At 59.7% G+C, this 26,829-nt stretch carries 23 protein-coding genes; 5 read left to right on the top strand and 18 right to left on the bottom strand.

What is annotated here, in order from left to right; all coding sequences use genetic code 11:
- Positions 1–8: 8 nt before the first annotated feature.
- On the bottom strand, positions 9–839 hold the full coding sequence (locus tag B3Q33_RS12735; protein WP_273009130.1) for an alkane 1-monooxygenase: 831 nt from the start codon (positions 837–839) through the stop codon (positions 9–11).
- A gap of 325 nt (positions 840–1,164) precedes the next feature.
- Between B3Q33_RS12735 and B3Q33_RS12730 the strand changes: the two genes are divergently transcribed.
- Positions 1,165–2,631 carry a flavin-containing monooxygenase gene (locus tag B3Q33_RS12730; protein WP_035250438.1) on the top strand — a complete coding sequence of 489 codons (1,467 nt, stop codon included), beginning with the start codon at positions 1,165–1,167 and terminating at the stop codon, positions 2,629–2,631.
- A gap of 87 nt (positions 2,632–2,718) precedes the next feature.
- Here the strand turns inward: B3Q33_RS12730 and B3Q33_RS12725 are convergent, their stop codons facing one another.
- Both B3Q33_RS12725 and B3Q33_RS12720 read right to left on the bottom strand, forming a co-directional pair.
- A complete protein-coding gene (locus B3Q33_RS12725; protein WP_272961613.1) occupies positions 2,719–3,159 on the bottom strand; it encodes a YchJ family protein in 441 nt (146 codons plus the stop codon).
- The gene (locus tag B3Q33_RS12720) at positions 3,156–3,740 is read right to left on the bottom strand and encodes a TetR/AcrR family transcriptional regulator (protein ID WP_272961612.1); all 585 of its coding nucleotides are present in this window, start codon (positions 3,738–3,740) and stop codon (positions 3,156–3,158) included. The genes B3Q33_RS12725 and B3Q33_RS12720 overlap by 4 nt, the downstream gene beginning before the upstream one ends.
- Before the next feature lie 93 nt (positions 3,741–3,833).
- Between B3Q33_RS12720 and B3Q33_RS12715 the strand changes: the two genes are divergently transcribed.
- Positions 3,834–4,250: a VOC family protein gene (locus B3Q33_RS12715; protein ID WP_272961611.1), complete on the top strand. Its 417-nt coding sequence runs from the start codon at positions 3,834–3,836 to the stop codon at positions 4,248–4,250.
- 99 nt (positions 4,251–4,349) lie between these two features.
- On the opposite strand, the gene B3Q33_RS12710 is transcribed toward B3Q33_RS12715, so the two are convergent.
- Entirely contained in the window at positions 4,350–4,907 is a 558-nt protein-coding gene (locus tag B3Q33_RS12710) for a gamma-glutamylcyclotransferase (protein ID WP_272961610.1), read from the bottom strand.
- A 77-nt stretch (positions 4,908–4,984) separates the two neighbouring features.
- Here B3Q33_RS12710 and pdxH point away from each other — a divergent pair, with 77 nt between their 5' ends.
- Positions 4,985–5,614: a pyridoxamine 5'-phosphate oxidase gene (pdxH, locus tag B3Q33_RS12705; protein WP_272961609.1), complete on the top strand. Its 630-nt coding sequence runs from the start codon at positions 4,985–4,987 to the stop codon at positions 5,612–5,614.
- 146 nt (positions 5,615–5,760) lie between these two features.
- Here the strand turns inward: pdxH and B3Q33_RS12700 are convergent, their stop codons facing one another.
- The 10 genes from B3Q33_RS12700 to atzF all read right to left on the bottom strand — a co-directional run bounded on the left by B3Q33_RS12700 (position 5,761) and on the right by atzF (position 19,993).
- The gene (locus B3Q33_RS12700) at positions 5,761–6,693 is read right to left on the bottom strand and encodes a bile acid:sodium symporter family protein (RefSeq protein WP_272961608.1); all 933 of its coding nucleotides are present in this window, start codon (positions 6,691–6,693) and stop codon (positions 5,761–5,763) included.
- A 130-nt stretch (positions 6,694–6,823) separates the two neighbouring features.
- Positions 6,824–7,519 carry an urea ABC transporter ATP-binding subunit UrtE gene (gene urtE, locus B3Q33_RS12695; protein WP_272961607.1) on the bottom strand — a complete coding sequence of 232 codons (696 nt, stop codon included), beginning with the start codon at positions 7,517–7,519 and terminating at the stop codon, positions 6,824–6,826.
- Positions 7,520–7,737: 218 nt separating this feature from the next.
- The gene (urtD, locus tag B3Q33_RS12690) at positions 7,738–8,583 is read right to left on the bottom strand and encodes an urea ABC transporter ATP-binding protein UrtD (RefSeq protein WP_272961606.1); all 846 of its coding nucleotides are present in this window, start codon (positions 8,581–8,583) and stop codon (positions 7,738–7,740) included.
- Positions 8,580–9,740, bottom strand: coding sequence for an urea ABC transporter permease subunit UrtC (gene urtC, locus B3Q33_RS12685; protein ID WP_272961605.1), 1,161 nt, complete (start codon positions 9,738–9,740; stop codon positions 8,580–8,582). Before urtC ends, urtD begins: the two co-directional genes overlap by 4 nt.
- Before the next feature lies 1 nt (position 9,741).
- Positions 9,742–11,373 (bottom strand): urea ABC transporter permease subunit UrtB, encoded by a 1,632-nt coding sequence (gene urtB / locus B3Q33_RS12680; RefSeq protein ID WP_273009128.1) that lies wholly within the window; start codon positions 11,371–11,373, stop codon positions 9,742–9,744.
- Positions 11,374–11,464: 91 nt separating this feature from the next.
- On the bottom strand, positions 11,465–12,724 hold the full coding sequence (gene urtA, locus B3Q33_RS12675) for an urea ABC transporter substrate-binding protein (RefSeq protein WP_414631187.1): 1,260 nt from the start codon (positions 12,722–12,724) through the stop codon (positions 11,465–11,467).
- A 67-nt stretch (positions 12,725–12,791) separates the two neighbouring features.
- The gene (locus B3Q33_RS12670; protein ID WP_272975652.1) at positions 12,792–13,787 is read right to left on the bottom strand and encodes a porin; all 996 of its coding nucleotides are present in this window, start codon (positions 13,785–13,787) and stop codon (positions 12,792–12,794) included.
- A 73-nt stretch (positions 13,788–13,860) separates the two neighbouring features.
- A complete protein-coding gene (locus B3Q33_RS12665; protein WP_272961601.1) occupies positions 13,861–14,568 on the bottom strand; it encodes a GntR family transcriptional regulator in 708 nt (235 codons plus the stop codon).
- 11 nt (positions 14,569–14,579) lie between these two features.
- The gene (gene uca, locus B3Q33_RS12660) at positions 14,580–18,203 is read right to left on the bottom strand and encodes an urea carboxylase (protein WP_286827930.1); all 3,624 of its coding nucleotides are present in this window, start codon (positions 18,201–18,203) and stop codon (positions 14,580–14,582) included.
- Positions 18,203–19,993, bottom strand: a complete 1,791-nt coding sequence (gene atzF, locus B3Q33_RS12655) for an allophanate hydrolase (RefSeq protein WP_273009121.1) — start codon at positions 19,991–19,993, stop codon at positions 18,203–18,205. Before atzF ends, uca begins: the two co-directional genes overlap by 1 nt.
- A 309-nt stretch (positions 19,994–20,302) precedes the next feature.
- Here atzF and B3Q33_RS12650 point away from each other — a divergent pair, with 309 nt between their 5' ends.
- Positions 20,303–21,151 (top strand): patatin-like phospholipase family protein, encoded by an 849-nt coding sequence (locus B3Q33_RS12650; protein WP_273009119.1) that lies wholly within the window; start codon positions 20,303–20,305, stop codon positions 21,149–21,151.
- A 107-nt stretch (positions 21,152–21,258) separates the two neighbouring features.
- On the opposite strand, the gene B3Q33_RS12645 is transcribed toward B3Q33_RS12650, so the two are convergent.
- From B3Q33_RS12645 to B3Q33_RS12635, 3 genes are all read right to left on the bottom strand, one after another.
- The gene (locus B3Q33_RS12645) at positions 21,259–21,582 is read right to left on the bottom strand and encodes a hypothetical protein (RefSeq protein WP_273009117.1); all 324 of its coding nucleotides are present in this window, start codon (positions 21,580–21,582) and stop codon (positions 21,259–21,261) included.
- Positions 21,583–21,599: 17 nt separating this feature from the next.
- Positions 21,600–22,388, bottom strand: a complete 789-nt coding sequence (locus tag B3Q33_RS12640; protein WP_273009115.1) for an aldo/keto reductase — start codon at positions 22,386–22,388, stop codon at positions 21,600–21,602.
- 112 nt (positions 22,389–22,500) lie between these two features.
- On the bottom strand, positions 22,501–23,694 hold the full coding sequence (locus B3Q33_RS12635; RefSeq protein ID WP_273009113.1) for an FAD-dependent oxidoreductase: 1,194 nt from the start codon (positions 23,692–23,694) through the stop codon (positions 22,501–22,503).
- 136 nt (positions 23,695–23,830) lie between these two features.
- On the opposite strand from B3Q33_RS12635, the gene waaA reads away from it, so the two are divergent.
- Entirely contained in the window at positions 23,831–25,090 is a 1,260-nt protein-coding gene (gene waaA / locus B3Q33_RS12630; protein WP_273009111.1) for a lipid IV(A) 3-deoxy-D-manno-octulosonic acid transferase, read from the top strand.
- Between the two features lie 173 nt (positions 25,091–25,263).
- Here waaA and B3Q33_RS12625 read toward each other — a convergent pair whose 3' ends face one another.
- Complete coding sequence (locus B3Q33_RS12625; RefSeq protein WP_272974941.1) at positions 25,264–26,670, bottom strand: TolC family outer membrane protein; 1,407 nt, start codon at positions 26,668–26,670, stop codon at positions 25,264–25,266.
- Between the last annotated feature and the right edge of the window lie 159 nt (positions 26,671–26,829).

Here is a 26,829-nt window from a genome sequence, read left to right as displayed (position 1 = left end):
TGCACTTATTATCCGAAACCGCGTTCCATGTAATTGATTACCTCCAGCAGGGAGGCGCCGTAGAACGCTTGCAACAGCAGGAAAGGCAGCACAATCCAGCCCAGCCACAGGGTCAGTAGCCCGAACAGCAGCACTGTCATCAACCAGCCCTGCAGGTTTTCGTTTTTCAACGACCACAGCGGATCCTCGCAACGCTCCAGACGCTGGGCCTCGATGTGCCAGGCGGATTTGACGCTGCCGATCATGGTGCGCGGCAGGAACCGCCAGAAGGATTCACCCATGCGGGCACTGGCCGGGTCTTCCGGCGTGGCCACGTTCTTGTGGTGGCCCTTGTTGTGTTCCACAAAGAAATGCCCGTAGGCCACTGGTGCCAGGGTGATCTTGGCCAGCCAGCGCTCGTTTTTGGTTTTCTTGTGGCCCAGTTCGTGGGCGGTGTTGATGGCGATGCCGTTCACCGCGCCGACACTGAAGACAAGGCCTACCAATCCCCACATCGGCGTTTGTCCCTGGGCTACCAGCCAGGCGCCCATAATGGTGGCGAGATATTGCGTTGGGATATAGGCATAGACGATCAGGCGATAATACTTGTCGTCTTCCAGTTGCGGGACGGCAGATTCCGGCGGGTTGTTGGTGTCGGTGCCGATGACCCAGTCGGCCAGGGGAATGAGGCCGTACACCAACAGGGGGCCGCCCCAGAGCAGGCCGGGCCAGTCCCAGATAAACATGTAGATGAGTAGAAACGACACAGCCAGTACCGGAATGGCGGGGCTGAGTAACCATAGGTAACGTTTGCCGTCATGCCAGTCTGTAAAAGCGGTGGTTTGTTCTGCTGATTTCATGTCTCCACCCTGCATGCAAAGTTATCACTTTGAACCTTAATCGCTGATTTCAACGTGGCGGCAAAGGCTCATGTCATGCGCCGCGATGAAATCACGGTTTCAGTTTTAAGCTATACCCAATATTGCGGATGGCCAAGCCATGGTTTGTATTAACTTGGCAACCTTGCGGGGCTTTTCGCGGAAAGAATTTGCAGTGCGGTGGTGCGAATAAAAAGATTGTTAACGGCGATAAATTACGTTGGGATAGGGAGGGAAAGGAAGCGACACTGTTGCCGCAGAAGAAGCGACAGGGCCGGGTTTTCGCGGATTTTTCGGGAGACAACGGATGGAGAAAAACAGTAGCCACCACGAATTTGATGTGCTGATCATCGGCGCCGGGCTTTCCGGCATCGGCGCCGCCTGTCACCTGCAGAAAGAATGCGCCGGCAAGACGTTTGCCATTCTGGAGCGGCGTCAGGCCATGGGCGGCACCTGGGATCTGTTTCGCTATCCCGGCATTCGTTCCGATTCGGATATGTTCAGCTTCGGCTATGGGTTCCGCCCCTGGAATGAACTGCAGGTGCTGGCGGACGGGCCATCCATTCGCAACTATATTCACGAGACCGCCGATGAATACAGGGTCAGCCCGCATATTCATTATGGTCTGAAGGTCACCGGGGCGGCCTGGTCCTCCTCGGAGAATCGCTGGACTGTAACGGCGGAGCGCGAAGACAGCGGGGAAACGGAAACCTTTCTGTCCCGTTTTCTGATCGGCTGCACCGGTTACTATAATTATGATCAGGGTTATCTGCCGGAGTTTCCCGGTATGGACCGGTTTCAGGGTACCTGCGTGCACCCGCAGCAATGGCCCAAAGACCTGGATTACCGCGACAAGAAGGTGGTGGTGATCGGCAGCGGTGCGACAGCGGTGACACTGGTGCCGGCCATGGCGGAAGAAACGTCGCACATCACCATGCTGCAGCGATCACCGTCCTATATCTTTTCTGTTCCCGCCTACGACAAGTTTTCTGAATTACTGGATCGTGTGTTGCCGTCCGGTTGGGTCTACCGCATGGCCCGCTGGCGTAATATCAAGTTGCAGCGACTGATCTATGTGATCGCGAAAAAGTATCCCGACTTTACCCGCAAGCTACTGCTGTCCAACGTGAAACGTCATGTGGGGAAAGATTTCGACATGACACATTTTCAGCCCGTTTATCAGCCCTGGGATGAACGGCTCTGTGCGGTGCCGGATGCGGATCTGTTCCGGGATTTGCGCGAAGGCAAAGCCGACATAGTGACCGACCATATCGATACCTTTACGGAAAACGGTATTCGTCTCAAATCCGGCCGCGAACTGGACGCGGATATCATCATTGCCGCCACCGGTCTGAACCTGCAGGTGCTGGGGGGAATGAGCCTGTCCCTGGATGGCGAGCCCCTGGATGTGAGTGAGCGGATGACTTACAAGGGCGTACTGATGGAAGGCGTACCGAACATGGCCTGGATATTCGGTTATACCAATGCGTCCTGGACCCTGAAAGCGGATATCGCCTCGGCCTATATTTGCCGCTTGCTCAATTACATGGACGCGGAAGGGCTGACGGTCGTCACCCCGGAAGGGGACAGCGATCTGACCCTGGCAGACAGATCCATCATGGACGCCCTGGCCTCCGGGTACGTGAAACGTTCAAGCCATAAACTGCCGCGCCAGGGGAGACATCACCCGTGGAAGGTGGTCAACCATTACGGCAAGGATAAGCATATTTTACTGGAAGAGCCGGTGGAGGATGGCTTGTTGCGGTTTTCGTGACGGGAGAGAATTAGCTACGAGCTACGAAGTAATCCCACTATTTTTTTTCTGTCTTGTAGCTCGTCCCTGGTAGCTAGAAGCTGATCATCACCCGCAACACTTCTTGAATTTCTTGCCGCTACCGCAGGGGCAGGGATCATTTCTGCCACGCTTTAATGCGCTGACTGAGGGTGTGCCGTCCAGGTAATACCAGTGGCCGTTTTCGCGCACGAAACGCGAGCGTTCTTCGAGTGCGCTCAAGCCCTGACGATCCTTGCTGGTGGCGCAAAAGTGAACCCAGCCAGTATCTCCCTCTTCGCCACTGGCGATGATCTCCAGAGCCAGCCACTGCTGGTCGTCATCCAGGTCCAGCCCGACAGGGCGCTGGCTCAGGTGCCAACTCCGGGCGATGTAGTCGGTATTTTTCAACGCAAAGGCGGAAAACCGCGAACGCATCAACGCTTCCGGTGAGGCTGCCGGCTTGCCCTGGTGGAGGGGCTGGCAACAGTGTGCGTAGTCCAGTCCGGACTGGCAGGGGCAAGCGCTCATGGGGTCTCTCCACTAAAGCAATCGAACAGCGCCAGCAGATCCTGGCGCAAGCGGGGCAGATTCTCGGCCCAGGGATCATTCAGTACCAGCGCATTCATGGCGCCGTTGAGCAATACGGCCAGTCCTTCGGCGCTGCCGGAAAAGTGCAGGGCGCCTTCTTCCATGGCTTCGCGAATGCCCTCACGCAACAGCGGGAAGCTGTAACGCTCGTCCAGGGCCCGCCAACGCTCCTGGCCCAGCACCGAGGGGGCTTCGACGACCAGGATGCGTCGCACATCGTCCCGGGCCATGAAATCCACCCAGGCCAGGCTGCCAGCCTTCAGGGTGGCCAGGCTACCGCGCTGCCCGGCGACGGCTTTCTCGATGGCTGCCATGGCTTCCCGGCTGAGCAGATCGCAAACCGCTTCGAACAGCTCCGCCTTGTTGCGGAAATGGTGGTACATGGCGCCCCGGGTCACCCCGGCACCGGACAGAATGGTCTCCGTACTGGTGTCCGCGTAGCCCTGTTCGGCAAACAAATGGCGGGCGGCATTGATCAGACAGCCGCGGGTCTGGGCGCGACGTTGGGCATTGGTGGCCATGATGTCCTCTTCTGGTTGACAAACAAACTACCAGTTTGTTTTTATTTACTCAAAACAGACTGATTGTCTGTTTTATTCACAAGGAGGTATCAGATGAAGATCAGCGACCGTTACCCCATCGTGGTCACCGAGCATAAAGTGGCCTGCCGGGATTTCTGGCAACAGCATTTCGGCCTGGATGTGCTGTTCGACAGCGACTGGTTTGTGCTGCTGGGGGACGAGCAGCAGGGCAGCGTGGTGGCGTTCATGAGCCCGGATCATCCCTCAGCCCCACCGGGCCCGGAGACCTTTGGCGGGCAGGGACTGTGCCTGGAGATCGAAGTGGAGGATGCCCGTCAGGCGCTGGCGGATTTCCAGGCCAGTGACGGCCAGGTGGATTACCCGCTCAGCGACGAGCCTTTCGGCCAGCGCCGCTTCGGCCTGCGTGACCCGTCCGGGTTATGGGTGGATGTGGTGGAGCAGATTGAGCCGCAGCATGGCTATTGGGATCGGTATATGCAGGCGGTGTGAATGCCGCTGTTGGAGCTTTGCATGCAAAGCGAATCTCAGACCCCGGACCGTCAGAAGCCTTCGCTTTGCGAGCAAAGCGCCAACGAGAGACGGCAAAGCCTACAGGCTGAGCAGGTGCCGTTCGATGGTAAAGACATGGTCGTCGTCAGCGTCCATGTCCCGCAACGCCTCGGCCAGCTGCAGCAGATAATCCCGGTTGCTGCCGCTGGGGCCCTGGCTGGTGGCGATGTGACGGGCAATCAGCAGTTCGTCGGTCTGTCCGAGAAAAGCGGCATTGTCCTCGGTGGCAATATAGACCAGACCGTCCGCCTGATCCCCGTCGGCAAAGGTGAGCTGGGTGCGAAAGCGCAGGTAACCATTTTTCTCCCGATGGTCGAGATGCTCGAACACATCCGGGGTAATCCGGTACGCCATTCCGGTGCAGAGGGCGCCCGGTGTCTGAATCAGGGTGACCACCCGGCCGGGGCGGTCAGGGGTGCCACGATGATCATGGGAGCCCTGCCAGAAACGGCGTGCCCAGTCGCGGATGGTCGCGGGCCGCCGTTCCAGAAAGGGAAAGTCCGCCTTGTAGATCAGCGAACCATAGCCAAACAGCCACACCGGTTGATGTGGGTCCAGAGAATGGCGACGGCGGTTTTCGGCGGAGGTATCCAGCATGGTTTTCTTGATCCCGGTTCGGTGTCTTCACGGTAGCGGCGCTATACTGTTGGCTCAGTCTGAACGCCGGGGAGACCATGAAAGACGTACGCGAAGAATATCATGCCGAGGGCCTTAGCGAAGGGCTCCTCCACGACAATCCCGTAGAGCAGGCCCGGCGCTGGGTGGATGAAGCCATCGAAGCCGGGTTCCCGCTGCCCAACGCCATGACCCTGGCCACGGTCAGTGCTGACGGCCAACCCTCTACCCGGGTGGTATTACTGAAAGGGATCGAAGGCGGCGGCTTTACCTTTTTTACCCATTACGACAGCCGCAAGGGTGAAGAGATTGCGGCCAATGCCAAGGTATCGTTCACCATGTTCTGGCAGCCCTTTGACCGGCAGATGATTGTGATCGGTGAAGCCAGCAAGGTGGATGAAGAGGAATCGGAAAGCTACTTTGCGTCGCGACCCTACGCCAGCCAGATCAGCGCGGCCATTTCCCCGCAAAGCCAGCCGACCAGCCGGGAATGGCTGGAAGCGGAAGTGGAAGCCTTGCAACAGCAGCACCCGGAAGCGCCAGTGCCCCGACCTGCCAACTGGGGTGGCTATCGCATCACGCCCACGGAAATCCAGTTCTGGCACGGTCGGCCAAGCCGACTGCATGACCGTTTCCGTTACCGCAAACAGGCGGACGGGAGTTGGGTGCGGGAGCGGCTCGCGCCGTAAAGATCGCGTTCCCGTAGGAGCGGCGCTTGAGCCGCGAACAGCCGGAAAGTTGCGAGTTACGAGAAGCGAGTTCCGAAGATCAAAAAAGTGTCGAGGTCTGGGGTTCGAAACTCGCTTCTCGTAACTCGAGACTGATTATTCGCGGCTCAAGCGCCGCTCCTACGGGGGCTTTCTGCGGGGCTGCGTCTCCAAATTGTCGCCAACAACGACCCGGACAGATTGTGCCAGATGCTGAACAGCGCACCGGGCAGGGCGGCCATGGCGCTGAAGTGTTTTACGGCCAGTGCCACACCCAGACCGGAATTCTGCATGCCCACTTCGATGGCTAGGGTGCGGGCGCGCTTTTTATCCAGGCGCAACAGCCGTGCGATGCCGTAGCCGCTGGCCAGGCCGAGACCGTTGTGGGCCACCACCGCAATAAAGATGGCAATGCCTGCCTGGGCAATGCGCCCCTGGTTCAGGGCCACGATAATCCCGATCACCACCACAATGGCGGCCACAGAAACCAGCGGAAAGACATCGCGCAGCGGTGCCAGCTGGCGGGCAAAGCGGGTATTGAGGAAACAGCCTACGGTGACCGGCAAGAGCACGATTTGCAGCAATGAAATCAGCATGCCGTCAATGGGCACCGGGATGCGTTCCCCCAGATACACCCAGGTCAGCAATGGCGTGGCAACGACCGCCACCAGGGTAGAGGCAAAGGTAATGGCCACTGACAGGGCTACATCTGCCCGCGCCAGATAGGCGATCACGTTGGACGCGGTACCGCCGGGACAGGCACCCACCAGCACCAGCCCCACCAGTAATTCCTGGGGAAGCTGCAGGGCGATGCCGATGGCAAAGGCGAGCAGCGGCATCAGGCTGTATTGCAGCAGCAGCCCCAGGCCGATAATGCCCGGCTGGCGTAGCACCCGCTGAAAATCCTCCCAGGTGAGCGACAGGCCCATGCCGAACATGATCAGCATGAGCAATGGCACAATAGCGTCTTTGCCGCCGACCAGCAGGGCTGGTTGCCAGTAGGCCAGCAGGGAAAACAGCAGGGCCCAGAGCGGGAACAGTTGGGTCATGCGGTTGAGCATTGTGGTCGCCTGTCAGTGTGCAAGGTGGCCAGTGTAAGCTGTCCACGGTAAAGACGCACAGCAGCAACCCGTCTTTGCCTGCAGGAGCGTCGCTAGCGGCGCTCCTACGACAGAGGAGGAGCGTTGATGATCAGACGGTCAGATAACTCTTAATCAACGTATCGTCCAGCTCGCCTATGTCTCCCTCTGCCACCTTGCTGCCGCGGTCAATAATGGCAAAACGGTCGGCGGTGGCGCGGGCGAAATGGAGCTTCTGCTCCACCAGTAACACGGTGAGGCCTTCTTCCTTGTTCAGGGTTTTGATCACCCGGCCGATCATGTCGACGATGTTGGGCTGAATCCCTTCGGTGGGCTCATCAAGAATCAGTAGCTTTGGGTCCAGCGCCAGGGCACGGCCGATGGCCAGTTGTTGTTGCTGGCCACCGGACAGGTCGCCGCCGCGGCGGTTGCGCATTTCATGGAGTACCGGAAACAGTTCGTAGATGCGATCGGGAATTTTCTTGCTGCGATCCGGGCGGGCCTGCAGGCCGGTTTCCAGGTTTTCTTCCACGCTGAGCAGCGGAAAGATTTCCCGTCCCTGGGGGACGTAGCCGATGCCGGCCCGGGCCCGTTCTTCCGCAGCTTGTTTAGCATAATCGAGTCCATTGAATTCAATGCTGCCGCTTTTCACTGGCAACAGGCCCATGATGGTTTTCAGCAGGGTGGTCTTGCCGACACCGTTACGTCCCATGACGCACAGGCATTCACCCTGGTTTAGTCCCAGATCCAGATCCCAGAGGGTGTGGGATTCGCCATAGTACTGGTTGACGTTGTTCAGTTTCAGCACGGTTTTACTCCGTAACATTATTGCGAAGCCGCTGTAGGAGCGCCGCTTGAGGCGCGAATGCCCAGTTATGTGTAGCGAGAAGCGAGTTTCGAAAGGCAAAAGATTTTCGGTTTTCGCAACTCGTTACTCGTTACTAGCTTCTCGGTACTCTCTATTGTGAGCGGTTTTCGCGCCTCATACTCGCAGAGCACAGAGAGCGGCGCTCCTACAGGGGGCTGTTATTCGCCCAGGTAAACTTCGATGACTTTGGAATCATTCTGCACCTGCTCCATGGTGCCTTCGGCCAGCACGCTGCCCTGGTGTAGCACGGTGACGGTGCTGGCGATGGAGCGGATGAATTCCATGTCGTGTTCGACGATGACCACCGAGTGTTTTCCCGCCAGACTTTTCAGTAATTCGCCGGTACGTTCCACTTCCTGGCGGGTCATGCCGGCGATGGGTTCGTCCACCAGCAGCAGTTGCGGTTTCTGCATCAGCACCATGCCGATTTCCAGCCATTGCTTCTGACCATGGGAAAGCAGCCCGGCTACCTTGTGGCGATCTTCCAGCAGACCCACGGTGGCCAGGGTGTCCTCGATCCAGCTTTTCTGTTCCCCGCTTAATCGGGTGAACAGGGAATGCCAGGGCCCCCTGGGGCCGTTCATGGCCAGTTCCAGATTTTCAAAGGCGGTGTGTTCAGGGAACACGGTGGGCTTCTGGAATTTTCGGCCGATGCCGGCCATGGCAATGTCGGTTTCGCTCATGGCGGTCAGATCCAGGGTCTGGCCGAAGAAGCAGGTGCCGCTATCCGGCCGGGTCTTGCCGGTGATCACGTCCATCATGGTGGATTTGCCCGCGCCGTTGGGGCCGATGATGCAACGCAGTTCGCCGGTCTTGATGTACAGGGTCAGATCGTTAAGGGCCTTGAAGCCGTCAAAGCTGACGGTGATGTCTTCCAGGTAAAGGATGTTCTTGCCGGCACTGGAATCCAGCTGGCCGGGCGCCACGGCACGGGTGCCCTGGCGCATGAAATCGAATACCTGGTCGCGGCGAAAGGTGTCGCGCAGGTTGTCCAGTGCGCTCATGGGGTCTCTCCTTCTGCCGGAGTGTGGTTGTCGTTACCGGTTTCCTTTTTCTGGAACTGTTTCTGGATGGCTGCCCAGCGTTGGCTGACCAGGCCCACCAGTCCCTGGGGCAGGAAGACGGTGACCGCTACGAACAGTCCGCCCAGGGCGAACAGCCAGGCCTCCGGCATGACGCCGGTGAAGACGGTCTTGCCGTAGTTGACCAGGATGGCGCCGATCACCGCGCCATACAGGGTGGCGCGTCCGCCTACCGCCACCCACACCACCAGCTCGATGGAGTTGAGCGGCGAGAATTCCCCCGGGTTGATGATGCCCACCTGAGGCACATAGAGCGCCCCGGCGATGCCGGCAAGAATGGCGCTGACGGTGAAGATCCACAGTTTGTAGTGTTCGGTGCGATAACCCACAAAGCGGGCCCGGGATTCCGCATCCCGTACGGCCATGACAACCCGCCCCAGTTTGCTGCCGGTGATCCAGCGACACAGCACAAAGGCCATGGCCAGAGAGAGGGAGGTCGCCATCAGCAGACCGACGCGGGTGCTGTCGGACTGCAGGGAAAAGCCCAGCAGTTCCTTGAAGTCGGTGAGGCCGTTGTTGCCGCCAAAGCCAAGTTCGTTGCGGAAGAAGGCGAGCATCAGGGCATAGGTGAGTGCCTGGGTAATGATGGACAGATAGACACCGGTAACCCGGGAGCGGAATGCCAGCCAGCCGAACACGAAGGCCAGCAGGCCGGGGACCAGCAGGATCATCAGGGCGGCAAACCAGAACTGATCGAAACCCTGCCAGTACCAGGGCAGTTCGCTCCAGTTCAGGAACACCATGAAGTCTGGCAACTCCGGGTTGCCGTACACGCCCCGGTCGCCGATCTGACGCATCAGGTACATGCCCATGGCGTAGCCGCCCAGGGCAAAGAAGGCGCCATGGCCCAGGCTGAGGATGCCGCAGTAACCCCACACCAGATCCAGCGCCAGGGCCAGCAGGGCGTAGCACAGGTACTTGCCCAGCAGGGTGACGGTGTAGGCGCTCACATGCAGCGGCGAGTCCGGCGGGAAAAACTGGTTGAGCAGGGTGACCACCAGCGTGGCACCCAGCAGTACGCCCATAAAGGTTTTCGCGGTGCGATCACTGAAGGCGCTTTTGAAGGTTGAGTCTCGCATTTTATTCCTCCGCGGCCCGGCCACGTTGCGGGAACAGACCCCGTGGTTTGCGCTGGATAAACAGGATGATGAAGATCAGCACGATGATTTTTGCCATTACCGCTCCGGCGACGGGCTCCAGCAACTTGTTGGCGATGCCAAGACTGAAAGCTGCAGTGAGGGTGCCCCACAAATTACCGACACCGCCGAACACCACCACCATGAAGGAATCGATGATGTAGCTCTGGCCCAGGTTGGGCCCCACATTGGTGAGCTGTGCCAGGGCCACCCCGGCGACGCCGGCGATCCCCGAGCCCAGGCCGAAGGTCAGCGCATTGACCCGCTCGCTGCGAATGCCCATGGCGCGGGCGGTGGTGCGGTTCTGGCTGACGGCTCTGACCTGCAGGCCAAGACGGGTTTTCTTCAGCAGGGTGAGCAGGGCCAGGAATACGGCCAGGGCAAAAAAGATGATGTAGAGGCGGTTATAGGTGAGTGAGAACACCGGGTTGATTTCCAGTGCGCCACTCATCCATTCCGGTGTGATCACGGTGCGGTTCAGGGGCGAAAAGATAACCCGCACGGCCTGTTGCAGAATCAGGCTGACCCCGAAGGTGGCGAGCAACGTTTCCAGTGGTCGCCCATACAGAAAACGAATCACAAAGCGTTCAATCAGAATGCCCACCAGGGCCGACACCACAAAGGCGGCAGGGATGGCGATCAGCAGCGACCATTCGTGACTGTTGGGTAAAAGCTGCTGAATCACATAGGTGGTGTAGGCGCCAATCATGATCAGTTCGCCGTGGGCCATGTTAATCACACCCATGACCCCGAAGGTGATGGCCAGCCCGATAGCGGCGAGCAACAGCACCGAGCCCAGGCTGAGGCCGAAGAACAGGGTGTCGGCTGTCTGGTAGCGTTCGATGCGGGCTTCGATGCGGGCCAGGGCCTTTTCTGCCGCGCGCACTTCCGCCGGGTTGTCGCTGGCGGCGACCCGGTCGCGCAGAGCGTTTTTGGCGGCAGGGTGCAGGCTGCCGGCCAGTGCCTCAATGGCATTCAGGCGGGCGGCCAGATCATCGCCGTTCAGGGTGGCGATATTGAGCGCCACATCGATACGATCCTGTACCCGGGCAACGGTTTCCTTGGCCCGCCGCGCGGCCAGTGCCGAGAGCATTTCCGGGTCGGCGTTGCCGATAAGCTGGCCGGCGGCCTGGTAGCGCTGCTCGCTGTCCGGGCTGGCCAGGTCGCGCAGGGCCAGCTGATTATTGATGACGGTACGCAGGCGGTTATTGATCACCACCGGGCGGGCGTCCCGCGAGCCGACTTGTTGCTGTACTTCCTCGCTGACTGGATCCAGCAGCTGCCAGCCGTCACTGTTCTTGCTGCCCAGCAGAATGGCGCCGCTGTCCCGATGTTGAACCAGGTCGCGATTCATCAGGGCATTGAGCAGGGGCACCACGCGCGGGTGGTCCTGCCCGGCCAGTTGGCGTATGGCGGCTTCCTTGTCATCGAAGCTGCGGCTGGCCAACTGGTTGAGAATATCGTGGAGGCCGGCGTTGGGGGCCGGGCCTGTGTCCGTGGCGTCTTCAGCCAGGACGACATTGCATAACGCTGCCAGCAGCAGGGTGATGAAAAATCGGCCAATCACATGACCCATAACGGGCTCCTTGCAGGCTGGGTGTATTGGAAAAAGCCGGTTATCACCGGGCGGGTTACCGCCTGGTGATAACCGGAGAGGGTAGTGCCTGTTACTGCATGGCCTTGCTGCCAAGGCATTGCTTGGTCTTGGTGTTGTAGTTGCCGCATTGCGTCGGCGCGCTCCAGTCGGAAATCAGATCCTTGGAGCCGGGCAGGTAGTCGGACCAGGCATCGCCTTTCACCAGGCCGTCGGTTTCCCAGACCACGGCGAACTGACCGTCATCCTGGATTTCGCCAATCAGCACCGGCTTGGACAGATGATGGTTTTCGTTCATCACCGCCGTGCCGCCGGTCAGGTTCGGGGTTTCCACGCCGATCATGGCTGCCGCCACTTTGTCGGTGTCGGTGGACTGGGCTTTTTCCACAGCTTTCACCCACATGTTGAAACCGATATAGGTGGCTTCCATGGGATCGTTGGTGACGCGTTTGTCGTCCTTGGTGAAATCGTGCCACTGGGCGATGAACGCATCGTTGCTATCGTTGTAGACGCTCTGGAAATAGTTCCAGGCGGCCAGGTGGCCGACCAGCGGGCCGGTATCGATGCCGGACAGTTCCTCTTCACCCACGGAGAAAGCCACTACCGGAATGTCCTGGGCGCTGACGCCCTGGTTGCCCAGTTCCTTGTAGAACGGCACGTTGGCATCACCGTTGATGGTGGAGACTACCGCGGTTTTCTTGCCCTGGTTACCGAATGCCTTGATGTCGCTAACAATGGACTGCCAGTCGGAGTGACCGAACGGGGTGTAGTTGATCATGATGTCCTTGTCGGCCACGCCCTTGGACTTCAGGTAGGCTTCCAGGATCTTGTTGGTGGTGCGCGGGTACACATAATCGGTACCGGCCAACACGAAGCGTTCCACACCCAGTTCGTTGATCAGGTAGTTGACCGCCGGGATCGCCTGCTGATTGGGTGCGGCACCGGTGTAGAACACATTTTTGGACGACTCTTCACCCTCGTACTGCACCGGGTAGAACAGCAGGCCGTTGAGTTCTTCCACCACCGGCAGCACGGATTTACGCGATACGGATGTCCAGCAGCCGAAGATCACATCCACACCTTGCTGGCTGATCAGCTCGCGGGTTTTTTCCGCGAACAGGGGCCAGTTGGAGGCAGGGTCGACGACCACGGGTTCCAGCTGTTTGCCCATCACGCCGCCCTTCTTGTTCTGTTCCTCGATCATCATCAGAACGGTGTCTTTCAGGGTGGATTCACTGATGGCCATGGTGCCGGACAGGGAATGCAGTACCCCGACCTTGATGGTGTCGGCGGCCATTACCGTGCCGCTGTAGATAATGCTGCCGGAAATCATGATTCCTGCAGTCAGTCGTTTCAGTGTATTTGAAATTTGCATGGCAAAACTCCTTGTCGTGATGCACTTACATCTGTAGTTGCAGACCCAGTACAAAGGTGTCGTTGTCACTGAACAGTTCGTCGTTCCGATCCTGATAGGCCGCGCTGATGCGGGCGTTATGGCTCTTGATGATGTAGTTCAGGTTGAACTCGCTGATGTCGCCCTCGGCGCCATCGGTCACTTCACCCTCGGTATAACGAATCACCGGCTGCAGCTGACCCGGACCGATTTCCTGCGGAAACAGAAAGCCGGCCAGCACGAAATAGCCTTCACTTTCGTCGCCGCCCAGACCGCCAAGGCCGTCGTACTGGTAATAGGCCCCTTCAACGGTGATAGTGCCGGCGCCGGTGTTTTTCTCGAACAGGGCATCCACACTCCAGGCGGAATCGGAACCCTGGCTCTGGCCTACCAGGCCAAGGGCGAGAATGTCCTTCTCTCCGAAGTAGGTGCTGGAGTTGTAATACCCCGGCTCGGGGTCCAGCAGGTTGAGGGTGAGGCGGCCGCTGTATAGCAGGTCGTCATCATCTTCCGCAGGGACCGGGTCTTCCGGACCTTCGGTGACAGAGAACTGCCATTTGAACTGGCCTTCGTTGACCTGGCCCCAGTAGGCAACGCCGTCGTCACGGCCGGCAAAGATAGCCGGGTAGGCTTGTACGGACGGGAAGTTCCAGGTGGTCAGGTAGTACGGCCCGGAAAGGTTGGAACGGTCACTGGCGGGCAGGAAGCGGCCGGCCCAAAGGTTGAACGTGTCGGAATACTCGAATCGGGCAATGGCATCGAGAACCCGCATCTTCTCTTCAACACCATCGTATTCGGTGTTCACGGTCATCTTGATGGTGTCAGTGACCTGGCCGTTGATGTAGAGGCGGACACTGTCCAGGTTGAAATCGCTGGAGCTGGATTCGCCGTCAGGTGCTGCGTTTTCCACACTGGTAAAGCTGGTGCGCAGGCCTCCGCCCACAGAGATATCCGGATCGATATCGGCACTCAGTGCCGATATCGGTGTGATGAGAGCGGCCATGGCAAGCGCGCTCGTTACTGCTTCCTTTCGTAACATGGGTATTCCCCCCATCGATGAATGAAATCGTTGGCTGCTAGTCGTCGTTGTCCGACTCGCCGCTGTGCATACGCGCTTCGTGAAGCATATGCAGTGTTATCTTTCGTACTTCATTGCGGGAACTTTCGATGTGAGCACGGAGCTGAATCTGTGCCTGCTCACAGCGACGATGCTGGATGGCATCGAGGATGGAGCTGTGTTCCTGATAGGTGGCATCAATGCGCGGGGGCTTGGTGAAATCCAGGCGGCGAATGATGCGCAAGCGTTCGGTGAGGTCGTGATGAATGCGTGCCATCTCGGTGTTGCCGGCGGCCTCCACCAGCATTTCGTGAAAGCGTTCATCGAGCCGACTCAGGGTGCTGCCATCTTCCAGCCTTTCCGACTCGGGTACGCACCAGATGCGAATCAGATCATCGAGTTTTGGCGAGTTGTTTTCCTGCTCGCAGATTTTGCGTACCGCGGCGCATTCCAGAATGGTGCGCACATCGTAGAGTTCTTCGAAGTAATCAAAATCAAAGGGTTTGACCTGCCAGCCACTGCGAAAAAGGACATCCACATAGGATTCGCGTTGCAGACGGAAAAGCGCTTCACGAACCGGGGTGCGCGATGCACCCATACGCTCGGCAATCTCATTTTCGCTGAAGCGGTCACCTGGCATCAGGCGAAAATCGAAGATGTCGCTTTTCAGTTGCTGATAGATGCGATCCGCCAGGTTGCTGGATTTTTTGTCTTTGTTCGCTTTCATGGCTTGTCCTCTCAGGCAACCGCTTTCGGATCGATGACCAGTACCGGATCACCGGCATTGATGATGGAGCCGGGCTGACAATGCAGGCCGGTTACCTTGCCGCTGGCATTGGCGACGATTTCGAATTCCATCTTCATGGCCTCCACGATCACCAGGGGTTGGCCTTCGCTGACCTGGGAGCCTTCCTCCACCAGCAGCTTCCAGACGTTGCCGCTGATTTCGGCGCTGATCAGGTGTCCGTCCACTTCACCGATGTCTGCTTTGCTGCCCATCAGCGCGGACTCCACTGCGGCGTCCTCGTCCTGCCAGCGGGCCACTTCCTCGCGGAAGGCCACATCACGGCGGGCATTGAAGTCGGCAATTTCCTGCTCGTTGTTTTTCAGGAATTGGCGGTGCTCGGCCAGGCTGAAGGGCTCTTCGCTGATCTCCACCTGCAGGTGGCCATGGCGGAAGGCGTCGCGCATTTCGGTGAGTTTTTCCTCGCTCACCGGGTAGTAGCGAACCTGGTCGAAAAACTTCAGCAACCAGGGCTCGCCACTGTGGAACTGGGTGTTCTTCAGATGCTTATTCCAGATCGGCAGGGTGCGCCCCACCAGCTGGTAACCGCCGGGGGAATCCATGCCGTAGATGCACATGTAAACGCCGCCGATGCCCACGGTGCCTTCGGCGGTATAGGTGCGCGCCGGGTTGTACTTGGAGGTCATCAGACGGTGGCGAGGATCAATGGGCACTGCGCAGGGCGCACCTAGATACACATCACCCAGACCCAGCACCAGATAGCTGGCGCTGAAAATGATGTCGCGTACCTGATCCGTGGATTGCAGGCCGTTGATGCGACGAATGAACTCCACGTTGCTGGGCAACCAGGGCGCGTCGGAGCGAATGGTTTCCTGGTAACGGGTGACCGCATCAAGGGTGGCGCTGTCTTCGAATGCCATGGGCAGATGCAGCACCCGGGAGGTGACCACCATTTCGTCCACACTGCCGATGCTTTTTTCACGATCCAGCAGGGTCTCGACCAGGGTGGTTTGATCTATTCGTCGTGAGTCGTAATGGATCTGCAGGCTGCGTACCCCGGGGGACAATTCGAGAATGCCCTCCACCGGCGACGCCTTGAGGTTTTCCATCAACGCATGGACTCGCATGCGCAGGGCCAGGTCGAGCACGTTGTCGCCGTATTCGATGAGAATGTATTTGTCGCCGGCCTGCCGGTAGACGATGCGTGGTACATGGCCGTCTGCGTCTTTCTCCGCGAGCATGGTGGCTGACGTGAAAGCGTCGCTGTGGTCGCTGATTTCCGGGTTTACCCGAGGAATGACGCCCAGGTTTTCAATGGATGCATCCTGAGACTCTTCCATGGCTTTGGCTTGGGCAAAGCTGATCGGTGAGAAGCGGATGCTGTCGCCGGGCTTCAACTGGCCCACTTTCCACAGCTCGGCCTTGGCGATGGTCACCGGGCAGACGAACCCCCCAAGGCTCGGGCCATCCTTGGTGAGGATGACCGGGAAATCACCGGTGAAGTTGATCGAGCCAATGGCATATTCGTTGTCGTGAACGTTGGACGGGTGCAGGCCCGCTTCGCCCCCGTCGGTGCGGGTCCAGCTCGGCTTCGGGCCCACCAGACGGATGCCCAGCCGGTTGGAGTTGTAATGCACTTGCCAGTCGGCGCTGAAGAATTCCTCGATGGCGTCTTCGCGAAAGAAATCCGGCGCCCCATGGGGGCCGTACAGCACCTTGATCTCCCACTGTTGCGGGTAGTCCGGGATCAGGCCGTCTTCGGCGGGGTGTGGCTCGGCGACTGGCGCCGGTGTAGGGCAGCCGGCCAGGTGTGGCTGGCAGATGGACAGCACGTCACCCTTGCGCAGGGTTCGACCGCCATGGCCGCCGAACTTGCCCAGCACGAAGGTGGATTTGCTGCCCAGGTAATCGGGCACGTCGATGCCGTTGCGTACCGCAATATAAGTGCGGCAGCCGCTGTCCACCTTACCGGTGCTCAGGGTCTGGCCGGCCTTGATGGTGATCGGTTCCCAGAAGGGCACGGGCACGCCATCCAGTTGCGCCTGGCAGGCGGCGCCGGTAAGCGCTACCACGGTATCGCAATGAAAGGTGAGGGTGGGGCCCACCAGGGTGGCTTCCAGCCCGGCGGCGCTGTCATGGTTGCCGACAATGCGGTTGCCAATACGGAAGGCTACATCGTCCATGGGGCCGGACGGCGGAACGCCGATATCCCAGTAGCCGGCCCGCCCCGGATAATCCTGCACGGTGGTGTAGGTGCCCGGCTCAACGATCTCGAAGGCCAGGGGCGTGTAGGCAAAGGTCTCCAGATAGCGGGTGGAAACGGTGCCAGCGATGACGTTGTCGTCGCGCAGAATCTGACGCAGGTAATCCAGGTTGGTGGCGATCCCCGAGAGGCGGGTTTCTGCCAGGGCGGTCTGCATCTTCTCCAGGGTGTCGGCGCGATCGCGACCATGGACGATGACCTTGGCCAGCATGGGGTCGTAGTGGGGGCTGACCACGGTGCCGGTATCTACCCAGCCATCCAGGCGAATGTTATCCGGGAAGCGAACTTCGGTCAGTTCGCCGGGGCTGGGCTGAAAATCCTTCAACGCATCTTCGGCATAGATGCGCACTTCCATGGCGGCGCCCTGGCTGATGTAGCTGTCATCCAGCGGCGGGCGTTCGCCGCCGGCCAGTTGCAACATCCACTGCACCAGGTCCACGCCGAACACGGATTCGGTCACGCCGTGTTCCACCTGCAAGCGGGTGTTCACTTCCAGGAAATAGAACTCGTCGCGTTCGTCGTCGTAGATATATTCCACCGTGCCGGCGGAGCGGTATTTGACGGTCCGGCCCAGACGCACGGCGCTGGCATGCAGTTGCTCGCGGGTGGCCTGGGGCAGGTTAGGGGCCGGGGTTTCTTCCACCACTTTCTGGTTGCGGCGTTGCAGGGAGCATTCCCGTTCGCCCAGGGCCAGCACGGTGCCGTTGCCGTCACCGAAGATCTGTACTTCCACATGACGGGCGCGGGCCACGAAGCGTTCGATAAAGACACCGCTGTCAGAGAAGAAGCTTTCTCCCAGGCGTTTTACGGATTCGAAAGCGGCTACCAGTTCGCCTTCATCATTGCAGCGGGACAGACCAATGCCACCACCGCCAGCGGTGCTCTTCAGCATCACCGGATAGCCGATATCGAGGGCGGCCTGTTTCGCTTCCTCCAGGCTGGCCAGCAGGTCGGTGCCGGGCGCCAGGGGCACGCCGGCTTTTTCGGCGATGGCACGGGCCTCATGCTTGAGGCCGAACTCGCGCAGTTGTTTCGGGGTAGGGCCGACAAAGGCAATGCCGTTGGCAGCGCAGGCTTCAGCAAACTCGGCGTTTTCGGAAAGAAAGCCGTAGCCGGGGATGATGGCGTCGGCGCCGGTGTCTTTGGCGGCCTGCAGAATCAGATCCGTTTTCAGATAGCTTTCTGCGGCGGTCTGGCCGCCCAGGGATACCGCTTCATCCGCCACGCTGACGTGCTGGCTGTTGCGGTCCGCCTCCGAGTAAACCGCCACCGAGGCGATACCCATCTGCTTCAGGGTGCGGCAGATGCGTACCGCGATCTCCCCTCGGTTGGCGATCAGCACTTTCTTCAACATTACAGGGCTCCGTCTTGTTTCAATGTCGCGATGTAGTTTCTCCAGCCGCCCAGTTCGGTAATGTCGGTGGCGTCGTCGATGGCCCAGGGCTCGCAGATAAACCCTTTCACCCAGCGACCCTCCACGGTTTCCAGGCTGCCAATGCCCAGCGGGGCGGGGATCAGGCCGACAAAGCTGCCGAAGTGTTCGATGGGCATTTGCCACAGCTCAATGGGAATGCTGGTGCCGCCGTCCTTTTCATTGCGGATCAGGCCGGGCTTGGGTGGCACCGTGTTGGCCAGGGCGTAGAGGCGATAGCAGGGTGCGGTGTGAGTGGCTTCCAGCAGCACCGCGTCACGCTCGACCAGCTGACTGTTGAGTGGCATGCCGGTGAGGTGGGCGCCCACTACGGCCACGGTGATGGTGTTGTCATCGTCAATGGTGGTGGGTGTTTGCAGTGCGGGTAGATCCAGTCCGGTGGCGCCGGCCTGCCAGGGCTGGTGTTGTTGCCAGCGTTGTCCGAATTCGGCCAGGGCATGGTCGTGCCAGGCCGGGGCGATCAGGGTGAAGCCACCGGGCAGGCCGTCATCACGAAAGCCACCGGGTAATGCCAGAGCACACAGGTCCAGCAGATTGACGAAGTTGGTCCAGATGCCCAGTTGGCTGTTCAGAGTGATGGGATCGTTGCGTACCGCGTAGCGGGTGTAGATGCCCGGCGCCGTGGGTAGCAGCAGAGCATCCACCTCGGCCAGCAGGGTGTCGGACTGTCGCTTGAGTTCGGCGAGCCGGTATTGGGCGCGGAAGCTGTCAACGGCGGTGAGTTGTGCGGCCGGTTCGAGGATGTCGCGAATAACCGGCAGCACCGCGTCCGGCTGCTTGTGCAGCAGGGCTTCGGTGACGCTGAAACGTTCGGCGACCCAGGGGCCCTGATAGAGCAGGGCGGCAGCATCCTGCAGCACCATGGTGTCCACGGTAACCAGTTCGGCAATGCGGCTGAGGCTTTCCAGTTGCTGCTCCCAGAGCGCTTTCGCCTGGGTGTCACCGAACCAGGGCAGGTCTTTGGGGATGCCCAGTCGGGGGCGGGACGGAAGTCTGGTGCTTTGTCGAGACGGTGCCTGGCGACAGTAGGCATCGCCGCTATCGAACTGGCCGATGATGCGATAAACGGTCTGGGCGTCTTCCACGTTCAGCGCAAAGACGCTGACACAGTCCAGTGTTCGACAGGCTGGCACCACACCTTTGGTGCTGGCGGCACCGCGGGTGGGTTTCAGGCCCACGGTGTTGGTAAAGGCGGCGGGAATGCGTCCGGAGCCAGCGGTGTCGGTACCCAGGGAGAAGGGCACCAGCCCCAGGCTGACACTCACCGCAGAGCCGGAACTGGAGCCGCCGCTGAGGTAGTCAGGGTTGAACGGGTTGGGCACCTCACCATAGGGGGAGCGGGTGCCGACCAGGCCGGTGGCGAACTGATCCAGATTGGTTTTGCCCACCAGAATCGCGCCGGCCTCGCGCAGTAGTCTGACCACGGTGGCGTCTTCCTGCGGCGTGTAGGCAAAGGCGGGGCAGGCGGCGGTGGTGGCAATGCCGGCCACATCAATGTTGTCCTTCACCGCAAAGGGAACGCCATATAAAGGCAGATCCGGGTCGGTCAGGGCGTTGGCCTGGGCAAGCAGAGAGGACTCGTCCAGCAGGTGAATCCACAGGGCACGCTCGCTGTCGTGCAGCCGCGTTGCCAGTTGTTTCATGGCCTGTACCGGGGTGAGGTCACCGCTGCGGTAGGCCGCCTGCCATTGTTGAAGAGTCCAGCCAATCATTCGTTTGCACACCTGGTTGTACACAAGTTGGTATGCGGACTTGTGCAAAGGCGGTGCCAAGCCGATAAAAATATTTTAAGTGGCTGTTTTTACAAAAGTTAAATCTCTGATGGCTGACGTTATCGGCTGCAACCGTCAGGCTGGTATGCGCCACGCTGATGCAGTTGCGCCGTAAGAGTGCAAAAGGTTGCGTGGCGGCAAGTCGCTGCCATTGCCGGTAACGATGGCGGGAAAAGTGAGGTGCTATTTCCGCTTTTGGCCGTGTGTTGGCAGAGTGGATAAGGATGTCGGATCAAACAGGAGGCGTGCATGTCCTCGCGAGCTCTGGTTGTGGAAGGGGGCGCCATGCGCGGCATTTTTGCCGCCGGGGTGCTGGATGCCTTTCTGGAAAAAGATTACCGGGAATTCGATTTTGCGGTGGGGGTGTCCGCCGGTTCTACCAATCTGATTGGTTACCTGGCCGGAGATCATGGGCGCAGTCGGCACATCATTACCGATCACGCCTGCCGTGCAGAGTTCATCAACTGGCAACGCTTTATGAGTGGCGGTCATCTGTGTGACGTGCACTGGTTATGGCATCAATCCTTGCAGGATGTGCCGCTCAGCCTGGGTCGGCACTGGAAGTCGCAGACGCCGTTATGGGTGGTCACTACCTCGGTGGAAGATGGTGCGCCTCGTTACCATCAGGCGACGCCGGATAATCTGAATGAGATCATGACAGCGTCCTGCTCCATTCCTTTTGCCTACAGGCAATTCCCCACGGTGAACGGGCATCCCATGACCGATGGTGGTCTGGGCGATTCCATTCCGGTGCGTTGGGCCTATGAGCAGGGCGCCAGGGATATCACCGTGGTGCTGTCCCGGCATCAGGGATATCGCAAGAAACCCAGTGCGTTGACGCCGTTGCTGAAACCCTGGGTCAAGGATATGCCGGGGTTGTATGCGGGTATGCTCAAACGCTCGCAAGCCTACAATGACGCGCTGGAATTCATCGATAACCCGCCGGCGGATTGTCGGATAACCGTGATCGCTCCGGATCGGGGTTTTCCCGTGAACCGCTTGACCACCAATGGGCAGAAGCTGGAACAGGGCTATTGGCAAGGGCATCAAGCGGCGTCGGTGGCGCTGGGCGAGCAGCCATTAGAAGCGGTGGGCTAACTGGTCGGTTACGCCCTTCGGGCTAACCCACCCTACACCAGTCGGGTAAGGTCAGTGCACGCGCGGCGCTGCGGTCTCGAAACCCGGCGGCTTTCGATTATCAATTTTTAATTGCCTTCACAGCGCCAGGTCCACGCTTCCAGCTCAATGCGTTGAATCCCGCGATGATGATTATCCATCAGAAACACGCGCCGGTCTTTCAGGACTGCCCGGTTGCCATCGGCTTTCTTGACGGCCTTCAACAGTTTCTTTTTGGCGTTGTTTTCAATCCAGGCGTCACTGAAAAACAGACCCTGGAGTTTGCCGCCGGTTTCTATGGTGACGGTATCGCCGGCCTGGCAGCCGCTGGGTGGAGTTTCCAGAAGATAGACCTTGTCGGCCTGGCTGCTTGAGGCCAGTAATAGCAGCGCGATACTGAGCAACCTGCGCATAGTGCTTCCTTTTTTTGTTATTCGCCGCTGGCGCGGCGTGCTTTTTCCACGTTCTCCCGCAGATGTTGCGGGTTGATGGTGCCGGCAATAATACTGCCGACGCCAGCGGTGCCAAGGATCTTGTTCATGCTTTCCTGCACCGGGTCCTTCCCCTGGTTGTGCAGGTGGCCGCTGGCAAAGGCTTTCTTGATCAGGATGCCCTTGTTCCGGGCGGCGGCATGTTCGATCACCGGTAGCTCTTCATGATGGGTCAGGTTGTAGGTGACCATGGCCACGTCCGCCTGGTTGAGGGTGTCGATGCCGCCGGCAACGGTTTTGCTGGACATGCCGGTGGCGCGGATCAGGCCGGCCTTCTTCAGATCGTTCAGTGCATCCAGGGTGCCCATGTTGAGGACATCCAGATCGTTGCCATCGGAATGCACCAGCACGCAATCCAGGTAGTCGGTGTTGAGCCGCTGTAGGCTGCGTTCCACCGAGGTGCGCACATGCTCCGGGGAGAAATCGAAGTGGCTGTCGCCGCTATCGTTGTCGAATTCCTCGCCCACCTTGGTAACGATGACCCAGTGCTGGCGATCCTGGAGCAGTTGCCCCAGTCGCTCTTCGCTGCGGCCATAGGCCGGTGCCGTGTCGATCAGGTTCAGGCCCAGGTCCCGGGCCTGGGCGATCAATTCCACCACCGACTTGTCATCGGGAATGGTAAAGGCGCCGGGGTACTTAACCCCCTTGTCGCGCCCGATCTTCACCGTGCCCAGACCGAGAGCGCTGACGGTTAACCCTGTGTTGCCCAGCGGGCGCATGAAGGACATGAAGACTCCTGAAACATTCTCGCTGTAGGAGCGCCGCTTGAGGCGCGAATTGTACTTGGGAAAGCCGTCGCAAGCAGTTTCGCGCCTCAAGCGGCGCTCCTACAGAGGGTAATTAAAAACAGCGGTGCCAGTACGGCACACCCATGGGCGCCTGTTCCAGCTCTGCCGGTACCGTTAACGGTGCCCCCGGCTCCAGCCCGCTCTCTTCCACCAGTGCCATCACTCTGTCGCCCAGATCCGGGGCCAGGGTGAGTTTGGTGGGCCAGGCGACGATCAGGTTGTGATCGCGGTGGGCGTAGGCGTTGTCCGGTTTTACCAGCGCCTGTTGTTTCGGTTCGGCGCGGGTCACGTTGAGGACGGCGAACTCGGCCTGACTGAAATCGAGCCAGGGAAACAGCTGCTTTATTTCGGCCCGACCGGCGGCCAGTTGTTCCTGATCGCTGCGTTCCACGCCGCGCTCGGCCAGGTCGCCGCCCAGATACCAGACCACCTTGCCATCCGGGCAGTCATGGGTGGTAACGGTGAGCACCGGCTTGTTACTGGTGCCGACGCAGTGGGCGTAAAGGCGGTGGCCCAGGTCGTGTTTCACCAGCAACATTTTCAGCGGGCGTAACTGGCTGTGTTCCTCGGGCAGCAGGCGGGCCTGATGGGCGCCGTCCAGCAGTGCCGGGTTGCCATTGCCAGCGGACAGGATGGTCAGGGCCGGTTCGATACGCTGGCCATTGACGGTCACCGCATTCAGACCTTTCTCTCCCCATTCCAGGGTATCGCGTCCCATATCGAAGGCCAGCAGGCGTTCACGCACCGGCGCGGCCAGGGCGTCGATCAGTGATTCGGTATTGATGACCAGGTCATCCAGCTTGTAGACATTGCCCTTGAAGGCTTTGTCCGCCAGGGCGGAAGGGAAATGGTCCCGCTTCAGTTTTTCGATGCGCCCGCGCAGCATCTTGCTGGCGAAGAAGTTGGTCATGCGCGAGGCCACCGAGCCACTGGACCACATGTGCTGGGTATCGCTGAGCACTTGCAGCTGGCGAAGGTCCACCGGATCGTCGCCGGCCATGGCGGCGCGCCAGCGGTCCGGCATGGTGGCAATGGATTCCGATTCACTGGACAGGTTGCCGCTCAGGGCATACTTGAGGCCGCCGTGGATAATGCCCTGGCTGGCCAGGGTCTGGTCGCCGCCCAGGGTGTCGGTTTCCAGCAGCAGGCACTGGTAACCGGCGGCGTTGAGCCGGTTGATCAGCCACAGGCCGGCAATGCCACCGCCGAAGATCAGAATGTCGGGTTTCAGAGGGGAGTGATTCATGGCTCACCATCGGAGAAAGTTGCCGCTATGCTAGCATAGGCTGCGCTGCGGGCACGCAAGCAGGCAACAGGCATGACCCTGGTTTTCCTGTAGCGTGATGCAGGTAAGCAGTCCTTACATCGAGACAAGAGCGCCTATGCAAACCCTTTACTCCTTTCTTTGGTATTTACTGCTTCCGTTACTGTTTTTGCGCCTGTGGCTGCGCGGTCGGCAGGCGCCGGCCTATCGTCAGCGGTGGAAGGAACGCATGGCCTGGGGATATCGCCCCGCCACCCTGAAAAACAGTATCTGGGTGCATGCGGTGTCGGTGGGGGAAACCCTGGCGGCGGTGCCGATGATCGAGCGGTTGCTGGCGGATTATCCGGATACGCCACTGCTGGTAACCACGACGACACCCACCGGTTCGGAGCGGGTGAAAGCCCTGTTCGGAGATCGGGTGACCCATGTGTATTGTCCCTGGGAATTGCCCACTGCGCTGAATCGCTTCCTGCGTGCCTTTGATCCAAAAACGGTGATCGTGCTGGAAACCGAACTGTGGCCGAACCTGTGTGCGGCGGTGAAACGTCACGGTGCCAAGCTGATGCTGATGAACGGGCGCTTGTCTGAGAAAAGCTATCGGGGCTACCGCAAGCTTCCCCGCCTGGTGCGACCGATGATGGCGCGCTTCGATGCCCTGGCGGTGCAGACGCCGGTGGAACGGGAGCGTTATATCGCCCTGGGTGCCTGGCCGGAACGGGTGCATGCCATCGGCAGTGTGAAATTCGACATGAGCCTGGACGATACGGTCCGGCAGGCGGCGGCGAGCTTGCGTGGGGAGATTGGCGAGCGCCCGGTGTGGATCGCTGCCAGTACTCACCCCGGCGAGGATGAGCCTGTACTGGAAGCCCACCAGGCATTGCTGCAAGTACTGCCCAATGCGCTGCTGGTGCTGGTGCCTCGGCATCCGGAACGGTTCGACAGCGTAGCGCAATTGATTCGCCAGCAGGGGCTCGAACTGGCCCGGCGCAGCAGGCAGGAGGCTATCGCTGCCGACACCCGGGTTTACCTGGCCGATACCATGGGCGAACTGCTTATGCTGTTCGGGGTCGCGGATGTGGCGTTTGTGGGTGGCTCGCTGGTGCCGGTGGGCGGACACAATTTGCTGGAGCCTGCCGGCTGGGGCAAGCCGGTCGTCACCGGGCCCCACCTGCACAATTTTACCGCCATCGCCGGACTGCTGGATGACGCCGACGCCCTGGCTCTGGTGGATAATGCGGATGCCCTGGCCATTGCCTTGCAGGCGCTGTTCCGTTATCCGGAACAACGCCAGCGTCAGGGGCAGGCGGCAGCGGCGGTGGTGGAAGCCAATCGTGGGGCGCTGGAGAAAGGGCTTGAACTGATTAGTGAACAGTTATAGATGGGGCTGTTGTAGGAGCCATGCTCGCATGGCGAACCCCTCGAAATGAGGTGAAAGCACCGCAAAGCGAGAAGGCGTATCCGATTCCTAAAGTGAGATTCGGGGAATGCTGCAACGCCTTTTCCTCGCTTGGGCTCGGTTCGCCATGCAAGCATGGCTCCTACATTGCTCTTTCAGTACCGCGCGTCCGGCACCAGCGCGTCGCTGCGGCCTTCCAGATCCGGCTGGTAGATGTTCAGGGTGTTGGTGTCCGAGAGCCACTGGTTGATGCCTGCCAGGTCTCCCTGCTGAAGGTCACCGGTGGTGGATTTCAGGGTCAGGGAGTTGATGATGTAGTCGTAGCGGGCATTGGCGTAGTCGCGTTCGGCGGCGAACAGCGCCTGCTGGGCGTTGAGCACGTCCACCACATTACGGGTACCTACCTCGTAACCGGATTGGGTGGCTTCCAGGGCTGAACGAGCGGAGCGGATGGCCTGCTTGCGGGCGCTTACGCGCAGGGCATCGGACTCCACTGTGCGGTAGGCGCTGCGGGACTGCTGAATGATATCGCGCAGGGCCTGCTGGTATTGGTAGACCGCAGCATCTGCACGCAGGGCGGCTTCTTTGCGACGGCTGTTGAGGCCACCGCCCTGAAACAGAGGCATGGTGACTTCTACCCCGATCTGTTTGGTGTCGCTGTCCGGGTTGATCCCGGTAGCAAAGCCTGTGGCGCTATTGTCTTCAGGGATGGAGTTGGCGTTCTGGTACTGGGCAACAAATTGAACCTGGGGAAGCTGGGCTCCCAACTGGCGTTTGGCCGTTTTTTCTGTCAGTTCGGAATTATACCGGGCGGCCAGAACCTGGGGGTTTTGGGACTGGGCCTTGTCGATCCAGTCATTCATGTCGGCCGGTTGCGGGCCTTTCATCGGCAGTTCGTCTTTGAGTTCAGAGAGGGTTTCCCAGCGTTGACCGCTCAGCGATTCAAGCTGATCGCGGGCGATGTCATATTGTTGCTGGGCGACAATCAGGTTCACCCGGGTCAAGTCATAGGTGGCCTGGGCTTCTTCCACATCGGTGGCGGGCACCAGTCCCACATCGAAACGTTCCTGGGTCTGTTCCAGTTGTCGGCCGATGGCTTTTTCTTCGGCCTTGGCGGAAACCAGGGTGTCCCAGGCGCGCAGGACACCGAAGTAGCCCTGGGCCACGCGCAGGACAAAATCCTGTCGGGCCTGTTGGAAATTGGCCTGGGCAATATCGGTGCTCGACTTGGCTTCTTTGTAGCCGTACCAGGCATCCATGCGGAACAATGGTTGCGTCAGTTGCACCGTGGTGGTCTCGGTGCCGAATTCTTGGGTGACGCCCAAGTCCTTCAATTCACGCTCTGTGTCATACCGGCCGTAAGTGGCGGAAACAGTGGGGAACAATGCCGCGCGGCCTTGCACCAGCAGTTGCTGGTCCGCGTCCCAGCTCATGCGGGCGGCTCGCCAGGTGCCGTCATAGCTCCAGGCGGCGTTGGCGATCTCGACCAGATCGGCGGCGTGGACGGAACTGGCCAGTGAGGTCAGCATGAGAACGAGGATCTTGGTTGGGCTGCGCTTCATTCTGGTGCACTCTTTCCTGGGTGAGTTTGGTCATTATAGTACTGGGTGGTACAGAAAATTGATACGGCTTCTGTCACACCAGTGTCGCGGTTGTTTGGCCGATAGGCGCTGGCGTATAGTGTCCGCCATCCCTGTCTTTTCCCATGTTTTCCGGAGGCC

Source organism: Alcanivorax sp. UBA3183, assembly GCF_002364155.1.
Classification (GTDB): Bacteria; Pseudomonadota; Gammaproteobacteria; order Pseudomonadales; family Alcanivoracaceae; genus Alcanivorax; species Alcanivorax jadensis.
The sequence above is the reverse complement of the archived record's forward strand: the minus strand, read 5'-3'. Positions and strand labels throughout refer to the sequence as shown.